Genomic DNA, 14,587 nt, shown 5'->3' on the forward strand with positions numbered 1-14,587 from the left:
GAACGGTCTGGGCCAGGTTGTTTCTCAGCAGAACTTCGCAGGTAAGGCTGGCACGAATAGCGTTCAGCTCTCTACCGGATTCCGCGGCCCGGCATTCTTGATTGTCAAGCAGGGCAGCCAGAAGTACACGGCTCGCATCAATTTGAAGTAATTCGAAAAGTTGCAACGAAAGGCTCAGGCGTTTGCCTGGGCCTTTTTATATGTATTCAAACTCGCCGGCTTTGCCGGCGGGTTCGTTTTGATGGGTTTTGGATTGTTCGTTGCATCTTTCCTTTTTTGTATAAAAATCGACATTTTTGTAAAAGTCTTTCGTGCGAAGCTTTTGCCTTAACACAAAAGAAATCATTTTCTATCTTTAGGATACCCCCAAAAAAGGATTCTTGGATGCAAGATCGATTCATTGTTACTGGAACCTTCACTGACGACCCGTTTGCGATTGACATTGCTCAATACATCGGCCTTCGTGAAGACATTTCCGATACGGTTTCGCTCAAAACCTATGCGAACACCGAATTCTGTCCACGTTACATGCTCGACGTTTACGATGACGAAAACATCGGTAAGCGCCTCAAGGGCAAGATCGTCCTCATCTGCTCGTCGACTTCTCACGAGTGGAGCCGTAACGACCTCGCCATGCGCGTCTGCATTTTGGCCCGTGCCGCTAAGGAAAACGGCGCCGAAGGCGTTGTTCTCGTGGAACCGGACCTGTTCTACAGTGCCCAGGACCGCGGAGCCCACCGCGTCGGCGATCTCGAAAAGGATCGTCCGGTTACAGACCTGAAGAAGTTTGACGGTCAGCCGTTTACCGCTCTTCTCTTTGCTCAGCTCCTCAAGGAAGCGGGCGTGGACGAAGTCGTGACAGTGCATAACCACTCGGTCAAGGTCCAGAACCTTTACAGCGAAATTTTCGGTGGTCATTTCCACAACATGATTCCGACGGAAATGTATGCCCACTACATCAAGACTTCTAACTTTGTGCAGACCGGGAAGGACGGCGATAACCTCGTCATCGTCGCACCGGATAAAGGTGCAACTCCGTTTGTGAACGCAATGTTCGACGCTCTCCAGCTGCCGAAGTGCAAACGCGTGATCATGAGCAAGGTTCGTACTGGCGAACGTGAAGTCAGCATGTCCCTTTCTCCGGAAAGTGAAGTCCAGCTCGACTACCTCAAGGGCAAGGACGTGATTGTGTTCGACGATATGGTCCGTACCGGTTCTACAATCGTGCGATGCTGCGACTACCTGAAGACCGGCAAGCCGAACCGCGTTTGCTTTTGCGTGTCTCACTTCAATTCTAGCCCGGAAGCCCGTGAAAAGCTCAACAGTCCGGCTATCGATGAAATCCTTACGACGAACACTATCCCGGATATTATGAACCGTGACTGCCAGGGCCGTCTGCGTCACAAGCTCACCGTTCTGAAAATTGCGAAGTGGATGTCTCGTTACGTGATGCGCCTCTATGGTGAAGATGACGGTCGTTTCGACAAGAACTTCTATAAGGTCGATATGAGTTCTAAGAATCCGCGTTGGCCGCCTCCGCACATGTATTAATTTGTTCTAAAGGCTTCATGTTTCATGAGGCCTTTTTTTATGCTCTTGTTTTTTTTGTAATTTTAACGCCCCGTTGTTCTTTTCATATAAGGAAGTTTAACAGAATGGAAGAAAAAGAAGTCCTTGGTACAAAGGTTCCGTTGCAGGCAATCGACAAGTTCGTGGCGCCGGTGCAGCGATTCTTGAAAATTGAATCGACGGCTGGTATCGGTCTCATTGCCGTGACGATTATCGCGCTTTTGTGGGCGAACCTTTCAAATGAAACGTATCTCGCTTTTTGGTCACTTCCGTTCAATTTTACGATTGGACCGTGGAGCATCGATAAGGCTCTTCACCATGCGCCGACCCTCGGCTGGCTTGTGAACGATGCCTTGATGACGATTTTCTTCTTCTCGGTCGGCCTTGAAGTGAAAGGCGAAATCGTTCACGGTGAATTGCACGATATGCGCAAGGCTCTTTTGCCTGTGCTCGCGGCAATCGGCGGTATGATATTCCCGGCGGTTATCTACTTGGTGATTTGCCCGGGTGAAGCTCACCACGGTTGGGGCATTCCGATGGCGACGGATATTGCGTTTACGGTCGGCTGTATGGCGCTTCTCGGTACGCGTATTCCGCATGGTTTGCGAGTGATGATTTTGACGCTTGCGATTGCGGACGATATCGGTTCGATTATCGTGGTGGCTGTGGGTTATTCGAGCGGTGTGCAGTGGAGCGCCTTGGGCGTTGCCGTTATCTTCCTCACTTTGACCTGGCTTTCGTTCCGCTTGGGCATTCGCAACCTGTTTGTGCACGGCGTACTGGCGGTTATCTCTTGGTTCTGCTTTGTGCAGAGCGGTGTGCATCCGACCATTTGCGGTGTGATCATTGGTCTTTTGACTCCGGTGGCTCCGATGGTGAAGCGCGCTTACATGGATCAGTTGATTGTGACGGTTGGCGACGCGGTGAAGGAAAACCGCCCGATGACAAACGACCAGCGTAAGGAAGTGCTTGCGATGCTCGAAAAGACTTCCCGTGAAAGCGGTTCGTTGCAGGGCCGTTTGAATACGCATTTGCAGCCGTGGGTGAACTTTGTGATTATGCCGCTCTTCGCTTTGGCGAATGCGGGCGTGGTTATTGAACCGAGCGCGGTGAGCCTCGTTACGCTTTCCGTGGCGCTAGGCCTTGTGATCGGTAAGCCGCTCGGCATTTTCCTTGTGTCTTTTGCTGCGATCAAGGCGAAGATCTGTATGCTTCCGACCGGTGTGAACTGGAAAATCCTGTTGGGTGGCGGTATGCTTGCGGGTATCGGCTTTACGATGTCTCTCTTTGTGGCGGGCCTTGCCTTTGGCGATCCGGCGCATGCGACGTATCTTGCCGGTGCGAAGGTCGGTATCTTGACAGGCAGCTTTGCTTCGGCGATTTTCGGCATCCTCTTTATGAAGATTGTTTCGAAGCCGACGAACACGCCTGAGGAATCCAGCAGTGACGCCGTGGAACCCGTTTAACGACTGGGCGTAAAAGTTCCAAATCGGGATGGTTTTGTGGGAAAAGGGGCGGATTTGTCGCTCCTTTTCTTGCGAAATTTCAGAAAGTTGAATGTAAAAGGGATGAAAAATCCCGAAGGGCGCTTTTTGACCTACGGAATGGGGTGAAAATGCGCTTTTTAAACTTTTATTTGGATGCGTTCCGTTTTGCCTGAATTTAATTTCAGGGTATAACCTTTTGGAGTGCATTATGTTAGATCTTCTCACAGTCCAATCTAGCGCAGCTTATCCGACCGTTATTACGATGGCGTACACGCTGCTTCTCGCTTTCGTCTGTTCTACAGCGATTGGTTTTACCTATGAACATACCTTCCTCGGTCTTTCGTATTCGAGGAATTTTGTGCAGGCGCTCGTGTTGAGCTCCGTGGTAGCAGCTACGGTGATGCAGGCGATCGGTGACAATGTGGGTCGTGGTCTCGGTATGCTCGGTGCGCTTTCCATCGTTCGATTCAGAACGAGCTTCAAGGATCCGCGCGATATCATGTTCCTGTTTGCGGCACTCGGCGCGGGCATCGGCTGCGGTGTGTTTGCCTGGGGTATCGCTGCGGGTGGAACCTTGACCTTTTGTGTAATCGCTTTTGTGCTTTCCCGTTCGGGACTCGGTACCAAGAATTTCTTCGACGGTATGCTCCGTTTTGCAATGCCGAATAATTCGGAATCCCGCGCTCAGTTAGAAAAGATTATGCGGGCGAATATCAAGACATTTGTGCTGATTACGATGCGAGAGGTGGACGGAGGAGAACGCATTGATGTAGCCTACCAGGTTCGACTGCGCCGCAAGCGCCCGGCAAATGAAGTGCTGAAGGAGCTGACTCTGGTCCCGGGCATTTCGGACATTCACTTCATGATGCAAGACGCGACGACGGAAGTGTAGGAGGCTATCATGGGTTTCTCTAAAAAATTAGACGAATTGGCAGATCTGAACTCTTCGCGTTTTCATGCAATCGAATCGCACAAGATGCTTATCGCTTGGATTTTTGCGGTCGCGTCGATTATTGCCCTCGGTTATTTTTTCCACGGTCAGAAGATTGTGTTCTCGGGTATTGCGGAAGCTGCGGAAACGACTGTCAGTATGCCGGAAGCGGTAGAAGTCGTGAAAATTCACGTGATTCCTGGTCAGGAAGTTCAGGCGGGCGATACGCTTGTGGAACTCAGCCGTCCGGATCTTGCTGTGCGTATGAACGAGCTTACCCGTGAACTCGACGCTCTCGAAGGCCGTACCAATTTGAATTCGGCGGACATCGATCAGAAAGTGGCGAGCATTCAATCGGATTTGAACATCAAGCGCAATACGATTCTTCTTGAAATTGACAAGCTCAGTCAGCAGTACGAACAGAACAAGGCGATTTCTTCGAAGCTCAAGAGCATTTCGACTTCGATCAAGACAGACAGCTCGAATGGTATTCTGCTTTCCATTCGCAATCTGAAGCAGGAATTGAAAATTGCGGAATCGAATGCCGCTTCCCAGATCCGTCTTCTGCGCGGTAGCAAGGGCCTTGCAAAGTCCAGCAACAAGACGGAAGCCGAAGCGCTCCGCCGCGAAATGGACATTCTGAAGCAGCAACAGCAGGAACTGACGATCATCGCCAAGGAAGGCTGGGTCGTGGCGACTGTGGAAGCGCGTGACGGCGAAAAAATTTCGAGCTACAACCCGATCATCACTTTGACGCACAAGGCGGTGACTCTCGTGCGCGGCTACATCAACGAAAAGGTGTACACCCGCATCCAGGTCGGTGACGCGATCGAAGTGATCAGCGGTTCCGGTGAACGCATGGATGGTGAAGTGCTTGGAATGTCGAGCCGCATCGTTCCGTATCCGATCCGTTTGCTTAAGATGGTCGATATGCCGCTCTACGGTCGTGAAGTGATGATTCGCGTTCCGGACAAGAACGGTCTCCTTCTCGGCGAAAAAGTGACGATTGCGGAAAAAAGCAAAATGCCGAAGATCTTGGAAAAGTCTGCGATCCAGGGAGGTCAGGAATGAAAACTTTAGCTTGGTGCGGGATTCTCGTGGCATGCGCTGTCGCGGAGCCTCTCACGTGGGACAAGCTCGTTGCGTCTGCGGATGAAGATCCCGTTATTCAGGCTTCGCAAAAGAAGCAGACTGCTATCGGGGGCCGTTCTTGCACCAGACTTTGGGATGATCTCGAGTTTGAATATACGCTCGACGGTTTTGGATTCCTTGAACATGATTTCGAGTTGAAGATCAAGCCGAAGGCGTTTGGCGAAGGATCCGCGGATGAAGCTTACTGGAAGAGCCAGGCGGAGTATCAGCGTGCGCTGATGAACTACGACCGTTCCGCAGTGATGTTTGAACGTTATGAACACGCTCTGCGTTACGTGCTGCGCCAGCAGATCCGTTTGATCCATGAACAGCTCGCTCAGATCGCCGCGGACCGCATTGAAGTCTTGCAGGCGCTGGCGGGTTCTGAAACCTTTCGTTTGCAGGACCTGGTGACGGCGATGGAAGAACAGGCTGCGATCAGTGCAAAGCTCGTGGCGGATTCGAACTCGATGAACGATTCGAAACTCAAGCTCCTTTCGTTTGTGAAGGGATACGATTCCGTTTCGATCGATTCGAATTTTCTTCCGACGATAGATGAGCTGAAGAGTATTCTGAAGGACATGCCGATGGATGCGGAAAAGTACGCCGACGTCGCCGCCGCGAAAGCCAAGTGGCTGGTGAACGAAAAGAAGGCGGGCCAGGACGCGGCCGGTGAACGCAATTTCATTTCGAAGATCGGCGTCGGCTACAAGTACGTGCATGCAAAGTACAAGTACAAATGGGTGACGCAGTCCTGCTCCGGTTCTTCTTGCACCGAAGAATGGCAGTTGCAGCGTACCGACGACGACCGCAGAACTCAAGACAAGTTCTATGCCTCTGTCGCTATTCGTTTGCCGTTCTTCTCGGGAAACGACAATTCGAACCTCAAGCGCCAGATTGACGTTCTCGAAAGCGAACGCGACTACCAGGAAGCGAAGCGCGATTTGAGCCAGAAGGTGGAACGCTTGCGTGAAGAAATCCTCGGCTTAATCGCGGAACGCGATGTGCAGCAGAAGTTCGTGGAACAGGTGGACCAGGGCGCGCTCTTCGAAGACTTTGCGACGAAGGCGGGCAACGATCCTCTTCTTCTTTTGCGCGCCAAGGAAAGCTCCTTGCAGAGCCAGCTGAAGATTGTTCAGCTCGATATGGACATCTTTACCATCTACTTGGATATGCTCGACAGAATGGGTGCGCTTGCGCGTACCGATGTGACGAATCATTTGAAAGCGGGACCTGCAAAATGAGTGAAGCGCGCGGATTCAGCCTGCTCGAAAGATTCGAGCTCAAGTATCATATTCCAGTATCGCTCGCCGACGAGATAGGCGAGTTCTTGAAGCCGTACTGTGAAGAGGACTACTATTCCAAAATCACACCGGGTAAATTCTATTGGATTACGAATTTGTACCTGGATTCGCCGCGCTGGACTTTCCTCGGCTGGAAAAAGGCGGGGCTATTGGACCGCTTCAACATGCGCGTCCGCACGTATGGGGAACATCCGGCCGATGACGGCTCTTTTCACTTTGAATGCAAACGCAAAATCGGACGCGTCTGCTACAAGAGCCGTGGAACCATCAAAGGCGTAAATCCTTCCTTTGTCTGGGAACACCCGGAAGAGGAATGGCCGTGCAAAACGGACCAGGACCGCAAATATATCCGCGAATTCTTGAACAAGACGTGGCTGCACAATGCACATCCGAGACTGCTCACGCAGTACAAGCGTCGCGCCTGGTTCGGCACTCGCGAAGAATATTCCCGTGTGACGATCGATATGGGAATGCGCTTCCGCGAAGAAAACGGCTTCGATTATACCGTGAATCCGCAGGAAATGTGGTCTACGGGTATTCCGAGATTCTTCCAAAAGGACTGCAATGCTGTGCTTGAACTCAAATGTCCGGCTTTGCAGGTACCTTATTGGATGCTCGATTTGATTCGTCGTTTTAATTTAAAGCATGGCGCATTTTCTAAGTTCGGAAATGCAGCTGCCGAATGGAAACGCGTTTACGAAAAGCCGAAGGACTTCCGCGATGCGCGCTTCCCATATTTGGCAGGTAACTTTGAAGATTCGAAGGAGATCTTTGCATGAAAAAAATATTACCCTTGGCGGTTTCCGCCGCCATGCTCTCTACGTTTTCCATGACAGCCTGCTCCGAAAGCAGCAGTGGAAAAACGCGTACCGTTTCGATCCCGGCGATGGCCGTGACGGAACTCATGTATCATCCGGCGGACGGCTATCCGGAATTTGTGGAACTCACCCTTTCGGGAACATCCCTTTCCAGCATGTCCAACGTGAATTTGCGTTTGGACGGCGCTGTGAAATTTACGTTCCCCGATGAAGCACTCGACAAGGGTGAAATCATCGTGGTGACGGAAGACTCGGCGCTTTTCCGTGAAAAGTATCCGGATTACAAGGGGCGCCTGTTCCAGTGGGACGCCGGCTTTAAGCTTTCGAACTCGGGCGACGTGTTGGAAGTGAAGCTCGACGGTAAAGGCGACTTTGACGCCCGTTACGACAACAATCCTCCTTGGCCAAGTCTTGCCGATGGCAATGGGAGCTCTCTCGTTTACATGGGAGAAAATCCTGCCTATGCGGAATCCTGGGCGGCGAGCAAGATCGTGAACGGAAATCCGGGTTCGACCGAAGATCCTTATTATGCAACTTCCTCGGTGCGCATCAACGAAATCATGCCGTACCACAGCGACGAAACCGGCTCCTGGATAGAATTTTACAATGCGGGAACTTCGACAACGGACATCAGCGGATGGAAGGTTGTCCGTGCTGACGCAAAAGACAGCGTCCGTTACATTCCGAGCGGAACGACGATTGCGGGTGGCGCTTACCTTTCTTTGCACACGCTCCTGACGGAAGACGGTAACGAGTCAAGCGTTTCTTTTGTCGCCCGCGGTGAAGCGGTTTACCTGCGCGAAGTGCAGGATGGTGAAGTGACCGGTGTGGAATCGGGCATGGAATATTCCGCCGTCCCGACGGGGCTTTCTGCCGGCGTAATCGAACTTTCCGACGGGTCGACCCAGCAGGGAACTTTGCTTGAACCGACTGAAGGCGCTAGGAATTCCGAAATCGATCTCGGACCGATTTACATCAGCGAAGTCTTCTACAATCCGCTCGACGGCGACGTGGAATTCCTTGAAATCGTGAACAAGGGTGATTCGACGGTAACGCTCCACCCCATGCTCAACCTGAGCTACAAAGGCTGGAAAATCGGCGGTGTCGGCTTTGAATTTGGAGAGAACCATACGCTCGAACCAGGTGAAGTCGCAGTTCTTATCCCGTCTTCTTATACGGATACGGACGGTTACACGTCGGTGAGTATTACTGTAGACGAATTCCGCAAAAAGTGGGAAGGCGTGCTTGCCGATTCCGTTCAGGTTTTCCAGTACACGGGTAAGCTTTCGAACCGCGGCGAAAAGGTCTCGGTCGAAGAACCTTCCGAAGTGGCAAAGGACCTGAAGGATTCGACGATTGTCTACTACCACGTCTCCGATGCGCTCCTCTACTCCGACGGCGGCCTTTGGCCGGAAGAAGCGGACGGTAAAGGTTACAGCTTGAATCGTATCGATTACTCGATCTCGGGTTATGAACCTTCGAACTGGGAAGCGAAGGAGCCGACTCCGGGCGTTTTGTAAAATTTTATTTCGCGGTGGACAAATCACAGCGAAAAGCGTCTTATTCCTAAGAGGGTTCCACTTTACAAGGAGGGAACCCTTTTATGTTAGAATCCAAATTCCAAGGTAACACAGCCCCGCTCAAAGTGGGGCTTTTCGTCGATGGCTTTACCATGCGCAAGGTCAACGAATATTACCGGAGTGCAAATCCGGAATGTTCGGGCATCAACTTTTTAGGATTAAAGCATTGGGTCGCCGTTCAAGCGAGCCGCTACTTTTGGCCCGGACATCCAATCGAAATGATGGCGCATTATTACCATCCCTACCGCAATCCCGAAGAGGATAACGATTACCGCCACCGCGGCATGATGTACTTTTCGGACGAGCTCAAGAAGGCTGGCTACGACGTGCATTTCGCAGGCATCAATTATGCGAACGACCTTTGCCCAAACTTAGAACTCAAAGAAGATGTAATGCTGTATGCGCAGTACCATCAGCTACACGCTCTTGTGCTTGTAAGTACGCAAGGACAGTTCGCCACCGTTCCGCAGACGCTTGCATCCATGGGAATCCAGACGCTTCTGCTCGGCTGGAACTTTGTCTATCACAACCGCGACCGCGAAGTCCACTGGCATACGGATCAGGACTTGAGACGTGCCGCCACTTACTTTGTACCGATGGAACAGATTATGAAAAAAGCCAGCACCGATGTGCTGGCTCAAGAACTCTTTCTATCTCCGAGATTGAAGATTAAAGCTTATCGCGAAGTTTCTTCTGGTTTTCCGAGAGGAACGTCCAGGTTACCTTTGCGCCAATAAAGTAGGTGTCTCCGTTGTTGTCCGGATCGCCGAGCTTTGCGCCTTCTACGTCAAACTCGTTGAAACGGATGACGCGGTAACCGCCGTAGACGCCAATCGAGAACGGGTCGAAGGCGAGACGCAATTCGAGCTCGCTGTTGAAGGTCGGGGAGAAGACGCTGTAGTAGCGGTTGCGAGCGTTGACATAAGTGCCATCGCTCGATTCAAAATCATAATTGGAAGCGAGGTGAATGTTCAGGAGGTTGAAACCGATACCGAAGGAGGGAATCAGGTTGATGACTGTATTTTCGCCGAAGAGCTTCCAGCCGAACATCCAATCGATGCCGTAAGCGAACCACTTCACATCGTAAAGGTCCTTGCTTGCGCTGCTCTTGGCAGAAGGCTTATCGGAGATCTGAGTCGGCATAAAGTTGATGTCGAACCAGGTGAGGAACTGGTGGTACTGCGCACCGACTTCCACGTGCATACCGAGGTAGTAGTCGTTGAAGTGTTCGTAGCTTCCGATAGAACCATCCGGTTTGATCGTTGTTATGGTGTCGCCGTCGGCATTGACTTCTTGAACCATGTAGCCCTGGTTCTTGTTGAAAAGCACCTTGTTCAGGTAGTCTGCGTAAGCGCTACGCATGCCGCGGTAGTCTGCGCCAAAAGAAATGAATCCGCGAATATCATGCTTTTCATAGAAACCTTCTTCAGGTTCTGCAAATGCGGAAGTCGTTATAGCGCAAAGACTTGCGACGAAAAGAAGAATGGAAAGTGTTCTGTTTTTCATAACATTAAAATAGCTTAAAAATCCTTTTACGGACAGGGCTCTATAAAATTCCACTTGAAAAGTCCAAGAAAGAGAGGCGTTTAGATGGCTGATTCGGACTTTTAATGCTTTTTCCCGCCAATTTTTTATGTTTGGGCTATGAAGAAAAATTTGCTCCGCCTGTTTTTCGCCCTAGTCCTCGCAGGAATCCTCTATTTATTCTTTGCCCAGTTAAAGCTTCCCGAGGCGGTCGTTCCTACACTTGCGGAGGATTGTGCCGAAGTTCCGGAAATGACGCTTTCCCACGCTAAAAATTTTGGCGTGAACCGTTGCGGAGAATTCCGCATTTTGTGGGTCAAGAACGGGACTGCGGATTCGCTCCGTTGGCTGCTCAGGGATTCCCTTTCTCCGAAGAACGTACCGCAGAATTTGGCAGAGCTTCCGGTGGTCGAAATCCCGGCGAAGCGCATTGCTATTCTCTCTTCGACGTATCTCGGATATTTGACGGCACTGGGCGTGGAAAATCGCGTGGGCGTGATCGATGTGAAGAAGTACATCGCGAACCCGGAATTCTATGCCCGCGTGGATTCTCTGAAAATTGTCGAAGCCGGCGAAGGCATGGCGATGTCGGCGGAAGCGATTTATGAATCCCGTTCCGATGTAATCTTTGCCTTTTCGATGGGGGAGTCGATTCACGATGCGTTCCCGAAGCTCGCTCGGCTGAAAATGTCCGTGGTGCTAACTTCGGAATGGACGGAAAACAGTCCGCTTTCCAAGGCGGAATGGCTCAAGTTTTTTGGCCTGATTGTGGGGAAGGAGACGCTTGCGGAGTCTCTCTTTAACGACAAGGTCAAGCGTTACGAAGACTTGCGGGCAAAGCTGGATTCGCTTTTGCAAAATGAAAAACGTCCGGTGGTGATGACGGGAACGCCTTCCTCGGGAACTTGGTACGCCTCTCCGGGTAAAAGCTTTATGGCGAACTTGATCCACGATGCGGGTGGCGAATATCTGTGGCACGAGGATTCCTCGGTCGCATCTTTTTCGCTTCCGTTTGAAAAGGCTTTTGCTGATGCGCAGAAAGCGGAGATGTGGTTGAATCCGGGAGCGGCAAAGAACATGCAAGAGATTTATGCGCGGGATTCTCGTGTGGAACGTTTGCCGGTATGGAAATCGAGGGAAATTTACGAGTACGATTTGCGAAAAGGACCGGAAGGCGGGATTGATTTTTACGAAAGTGCCGTCGTAAAACCGGATTCTCTATTGTTAGACGTGGCGAAAATGCTTCATCCGGCATATTTTAAGAGTATCCCGTCCAAATGGTATCGTAAACTTTCTAATATTTAGATGCTATGACAGCTCATTCTAGTATCGGTGATTGGATTTCAGCTTCTTATGAAAGAGAAGTTCCCTTTCTGCAACAGATTCCGCGTGAATCCGCTGACTTCTTTTTGCTGAATTCCCAGATTCGTGAATATGAAGCGGGTGATGTGATTATTACGGGCGATCGCGAAGGCGAATCGTTCTGCGTGTTGCAGAGCGGCCGTGCGCAAATTTGCGGTCAAATGATGGCAAATGGACGTTATAATTCGTTGGGCTGGCTCGAAGCGGGCGCATGCTTCGGTGAAATGTCGATTCTTTGCAACGAGAAGACGAGCAATACCGTCGTCGCTTTGGAAGACTGCACCGTGTTGCACCTTTCCCGCGATTCGTTCATCAAGTTCCTTGAAAAGAATCCGAGCATCATGGTCTGCCTGTACAAGATTGCCGCAGACCGTCTCCGCGCCAAGAATCAGGCTCTCGACGAATTCGAAAGCCTTTCCCTTCTCGCCAGTGCCAAGGTCCTTCCGTTCATCGATTTTGCGCAAACTCTCGAAAAGAGCCGTGTGACGGGTACCGTTCTGTTTGAATGCAACGGTGAAACAGGCTTTATCGCGTTCAAGGAAGGCCGTATTTGCTGTGCAAAGAGCGGACGCCTTACCGGTCCGGACGCTTTGGAACTCATGCTCTCTTGGAGCGATAATACCCTTTTTAAGTTGGACACGCACCTGATGCCGGATACGATCAACATCAGTCAGCAGTCCGATACGACCAGTTTAATTTTGGACGCTTTGAGAAATATCGACGAGAAGCAGTCCCAGCAAAAGAATTAATTTAACCAAAGGAAAAATCGTATGAATTATGCAGACGCAGGTGTTTCCCTTTCTCGTGCAGACGAGGCAATGGTCGGCGTGAAGAAGTCCGTCCGTTCCACGTTCAACCAGTGCGTGCTGGGTGACGTTGGCAACTTCGGTGGCCTCTTCACTCTGAAGCATCTTGGTCTCAAGGATCCGGTCCTTGTGAGCTCTGTGGATGGTGTCGGTACGAAGCTCAAGGTCGACATCGAAATGAACACCCCGACGCTCCCGGGCCAGGACATTGTGAACCACTGCTGCAACGATATTCTCGTTCAGGGTGCACGTCCGCTCTTCTTCCTCGACTACGTTGCCATGGGCGCTCTTGACCCGCAGGTGATGACGGGCATCGTGGAAGGCATGTCCAAGGCTTGCCGTGAAAACGACATGGTCTTGATCGGTGGTGAAACCGCTGAAATGCCGGGCATGTACACGGTCGGCGATTACGATATTTCTGGCACGATCGTCGGTGTTGTCGAACGCGAAAACATCATCGATGGCTCTCGCATTCATCCGGGTACAAAGATTCTCGGTCTTCCGTCTACCGGTCTTCACACGAACGGTTACTCCCTCGCCCGTAAGGCTCTCTTCGATGTCGCCGGCTACAAGGTGGATTCCCGCGTGGAAGGCCTCGACAAGACGATCGGCGAAGCTCTCACGGTTCCGCACCGCAGCTATTACAAGAGTCTCATCGACCTCACGAATGCGAAGAAGCTCGACGGCCTCGTACACGTGACGGGTTCGGGCTTCCAGGGCAACATTCCGCGTATCCTCCCGGACAACGTGGACGTCGTGATCGATCGAACCTCTTGGAAGGTTCCGAAGATTTTCCAGCTCATCCAGGAAGCGGGCTCTGTCGAAAAGGACGAAATGTACAGCACGTTCAACATGGGCATCGGTATGCTCCTCTTCGTGGACGACGCCAACATGGCTGATGTCGAAGCTCACCTCAAGGCGAAGAACGAACCGTTCTACCACGTCGGTGAAGTTGTCGAAGGTTCCAAGAAGGTTCTCTTCCGCGACTAATTTCGAGATTTCGAAAGCTTATAAGAAAGGCTCCCGTTTCGGGAGCCTTTTCTGTTTGAATTTCAAAATGGATTTACTTGCCGAGTCCATTGGCGAGGTAAGCTTTCCAGGTTGTGGAAAGGATCGTGTCGAGATCGGAATATTTGGCTTCCCAACCGAGGATTTCCTTTGCCTTTGCCGGGTTTGCAATCAGGCTTGCCGGGTCGCCTGGGCGGCGTTCCACGATGCGGTAAGGAACCTTTTTGCCAGAAGCCTTTTCGGCGCCATGGATGATGTCGAGAACGCTTGCGCCAGTCTGCGTACCGAGATTCACGACGAGGCTCTGGTTGTTCTTTTGCAAGTAGTCGAATGCCATCTTGTGGCCGCGGGCTAGATCGTTCACGTGGATGTAATCACGGACGCCTGTTCCGTCTGCGGTGTCGTAGTCGTTACCGAATACGAGTACTTCACTGCGCTTACCGGTCAAAGCTTCCATGACGACCGGGATGAGGTTCGCCGGATTCTTTTCGAGACCGTTGATGCGACCTTTGACATCATAGCCTGCGGCGTTAAAGTAGCGGAGGGCGGCGAATTTGATGCCGCGCAAATCGTCGTACCACTTGAGGAACTTTTCGATGGCGAGCTTCGTAAAGCCGTAATAGTTTTCCGGATCGGTCGGGTGTTTTTCGTCGACCGGCATGTACTTTGGAGAACCGTAGGTGGCAGCGGAGCTCGAGAAAACGATGTACTTCACATGATGCGCGGACGCGGCGTTCAGAATGTTCACGGAACCGGAGATGTTGTTCACACTGTACTTTTCCGGATTCGTCATGGATTCGCCTGCTGCCTTGAAAGCGGCGAGGTGCACTAGGCCTTCTGGCTGAAAGCTGCTGAAGAAGGCGTCGAGTTCTGCCGGGCTTAAGATGTCACCCTTTGTGAATCCAGCTTCCGGGAAAAGGTTCTGTTCAAGTCCGGAAGAAAGATTGTCGAAAACATGGACTTTATGACCTGCATCCAAAAGTTCACGTACAGTATGAGATCCAATATAGCCGGCACCGCCGATGACTGCAATTTTCATGTTTCTACCTCAGGGCTTAAAATAAAAA

The 14,587-nt window shown here is 51.3% G+C and carries 13 protein-coding genes; 11 read left to right on the top strand and 2 right to left on the bottom strand.

Annotated features, from left to right (window positions below; translation table 11 throughout):
• The first annotated feature begins 384 nt into the window (after positions 1-384).
• The 8 genes from MR847_RS02355 (at position 385) to MR847_RS02390 (ending at position 9,557) form a co-directional block, all read left to right on the top strand.
• On the top strand, positions 385-1,551 hold the full coding sequence (locus MR847_RS02355; RefSeq protein WP_106520554.1) for a ribose-phosphate diphosphokinase: 1,167 nt from the start codon (positions 385-387) through the stop codon (positions 1,549-1,551).
• A gap of 104 nt (positions 1,552-1,655) precedes the next feature.
• Complete coding sequence (nhaA, locus tag MR847_RS02360) at positions 1,656-3,035, top strand: Na+/H+ antiporter NhaA (protein WP_287722845.1); 1,380 nt, start codon at positions 1,656-1,658, stop codon at positions 3,033-3,035.
• A 229-nt stretch (positions 3,036-3,264) separates the two neighbouring features.
• Entirely contained in the window at positions 3,265-3,948 is a 684-nt protein-coding gene (locus MR847_RS02365; protein WP_100425221.1) for a DUF4956 domain-containing protein, read from the top strand.
• 9 nt (positions 3,949-3,957) lie between these two features.
• Positions 3,958-5,058 (top strand): HlyD family secretion protein, encoded by a 1,101-nt coding sequence (locus tag MR847_RS02370; protein WP_287722846.1) that lies wholly within the window; start codon positions 3,958-3,960, stop codon positions 5,056-5,058.
• Positions 5,055-6,362 (top strand): TolC family protein, encoded by a 1,308-nt coding sequence (locus MR847_RS02375; RefSeq protein ID WP_109587470.1) that lies wholly within the window; start codon positions 5,055-5,057, stop codon positions 6,360-6,362. The genes MR847_RS02370 and MR847_RS02375 overlap by 4 nt, the downstream gene beginning before the upstream one ends.
• On the top strand, positions 6,359-7,201 hold the full coding sequence (locus tag MR847_RS02380) for a polyphosphate polymerase domain-containing protein (protein ID WP_287722847.1): 843 nt from the start codon (positions 6,359-6,361) through the stop codon (positions 7,199-7,201). Before MR847_RS02375 ends, MR847_RS02380 begins: the two co-directional genes overlap by 4 nt.
• Positions 7,198-8,760, top strand: coding sequence for a lamin tail domain-containing protein (locus MR847_RS02385; protein WP_287722848.1), 1,563 nt, complete (start codon positions 7,198-7,200; stop codon positions 8,758-8,760). Before MR847_RS02380 ends, MR847_RS02385 begins: the two co-directional genes overlap by 4 nt.
• Before the next feature lie 83 nt (positions 8,761-8,843).
• Complete coding sequence (locus MR847_RS02390; RefSeq protein ID WP_106520008.1) at positions 8,844-9,557, top strand: NYN domain-containing protein; 714 nt, start codon at positions 8,844-8,846, stop codon at positions 9,555-9,557.
• Here MR847_RS02390 and MR847_RS02395 read toward each other — a convergent pair.
• Positions 9,490-10,326: a hypothetical protein gene (locus tag MR847_RS02395; protein WP_100425215.1), complete on the bottom strand. Its 837-nt coding sequence runs from the start codon at positions 10,324-10,326 to the stop codon at positions 9,490-9,492. The genes MR847_RS02390 and MR847_RS02395 overlap by 68 nt on opposite strands.
• A gap of 138 nt (positions 10,327-10,464) precedes the next feature.
• Here MR847_RS02395 and MR847_RS02400 point away from each other — a divergent pair, with 138 nt between their 5' ends.
• The 3 genes from MR847_RS02400 to purM are packed head-to-tail and all read left to right on the top strand — an operon-like array spanning position 10,465 to position 13,502.
• Positions 10,465-11,649, top strand: coding sequence for an ABC transporter substrate-binding protein (locus MR847_RS02400; protein ID WP_100425214.1), 1,185 nt, complete (start codon positions 10,465-10,467; stop codon positions 11,647-11,649).
• A 5-nt stretch (positions 11,650-11,654) separates the two neighbouring features.
• Entirely contained in the window at positions 11,655-12,455 is an 801-nt protein-coding gene (locus tag MR847_RS02405) for a cyclic nucleotide-binding domain-containing protein (protein WP_276999986.1), read from the top strand.
• Between the two features lie 21 nt (positions 12,456-12,476).
• On the top strand, positions 12,477-13,502 hold the full coding sequence (purM, locus tag MR847_RS02410; RefSeq protein WP_100425212.1) for a phosphoribosylformylglycinamidine cyclo-ligase: 1,026 nt from the start codon (positions 12,477-12,479) through the stop codon (positions 13,500-13,502).
• A gap of 73 nt (positions 13,503-13,575) precedes the next feature.
• Here the strand turns inward: purM and galE are convergent, their stop codons facing one another.
• Positions 13,576-14,559, bottom strand: coding sequence for a UDP-glucose 4-epimerase GalE (gene galE / locus MR847_RS02415; protein ID WP_100425211.1), 984 nt, complete (start codon positions 14,557-14,559; stop codon positions 13,576-13,578).
• Positions 14,560-14,587: the final 28 nt, after the last annotated feature.

It is taken from the genome of Hallerella sp. (assembly GCF_022776125.1).
Classification (GTDB): domain Bacteria; phylum Fibrobacterota; class Fibrobacteria; order Fibrobacterales; family Fibrobacteraceae; genus Hallerella; species Hallerella succinigenes.

What these genes read in the sequence shown, in the direction of transcription:
- MR847_RS02355 (WP_106520554.1), top strand. Translation starts at nt 385, where the DNA reads ATGCAAGATCGATTCATTGTTACTGGAACCTTCACTGACGACCCGTTT.
- nhaA (WP_287722845.1), top strand. Translation starts at nt 1,656, where the DNA reads ATGGAAGAAAAAGAAGTCCTTGGTACAAAGGTTCCGTTGCAGGCAATC.
- MR847_RS02365 (WP_100425221.1), top strand. Translation starts at nt 3,265, where the DNA reads ATGTTAGATCTTCTCACAGTCCAATCTAGCGCAGCTTATCCGACCGTT.
- MR847_RS02370 (WP_287722846.1), top strand. Translation starts at nt 3,958, where the DNA reads ATGGGTTTCTCTAAAAAATTAGACGAATTGGCAGATCTGAACTCTTCG.
- MR847_RS02375 (WP_109587470.1), top strand. Translation starts at nt 5,055, where the DNA reads ATGAAAACTTTAGCTTGGTGCGGGATTCTCGTGGCATGCGCTGTCGCG.
- MR847_RS02380 (WP_287722847.1), top strand. Translation starts at nt 6,359, where the DNA reads ATGAGTGAAGCGCGCGGATTCAGCCTGCTCGAAAGATTCGAGCTCAAG.
- MR847_RS02385 (WP_287722848.1), top strand. Translation starts at nt 7,198, where the DNA reads ATGAAAAAAATATTACCCTTGGCGGTTTCCGCCGCCATGCTCTCTACG.
- MR847_RS02390 (WP_106520008.1), top strand. Translation starts at nt 8,844, where the DNA reads ATGTTAGAATCCAAATTCCAAGGTAACACAGCCCCGCTCAAAGTGGGG.
- MR847_RS02395 (WP_100425215.1), bottom strand. Translation starts at nt 10,326, where the DNA reads ATGAAAAACAGAACACTTTCCATTCTTCTTTTCGTCGCAAGTCTTTGC.
- MR847_RS02400 (WP_100425214.1), top strand. Translation starts at nt 10,465, where the DNA reads ATGAAGAAAAATTTGCTCCGCCTGTTTTTCGCCCTAGTCCTCGCAGGA.
- MR847_RS02405 (WP_276999986.1), top strand. Translation starts at nt 11,655, where the DNA reads ATGACAGCTCATTCTAGTATCGGTGATTGGATTTCAGCTTCTTATGAA.
- purM (WP_100425212.1), top strand. Translation starts at nt 12,477, where the DNA reads ATGAATTATGCAGACGCAGGTGTTTCCCTTTCTCGTGCAGACGAGGCA.
- galE (WP_100425211.1), bottom strand. Translation starts at nt 14,559, where the DNA reads ATGAAAATTGCAGTCATCGGCGGTGCCGGCTATATTGGATCTCATACT.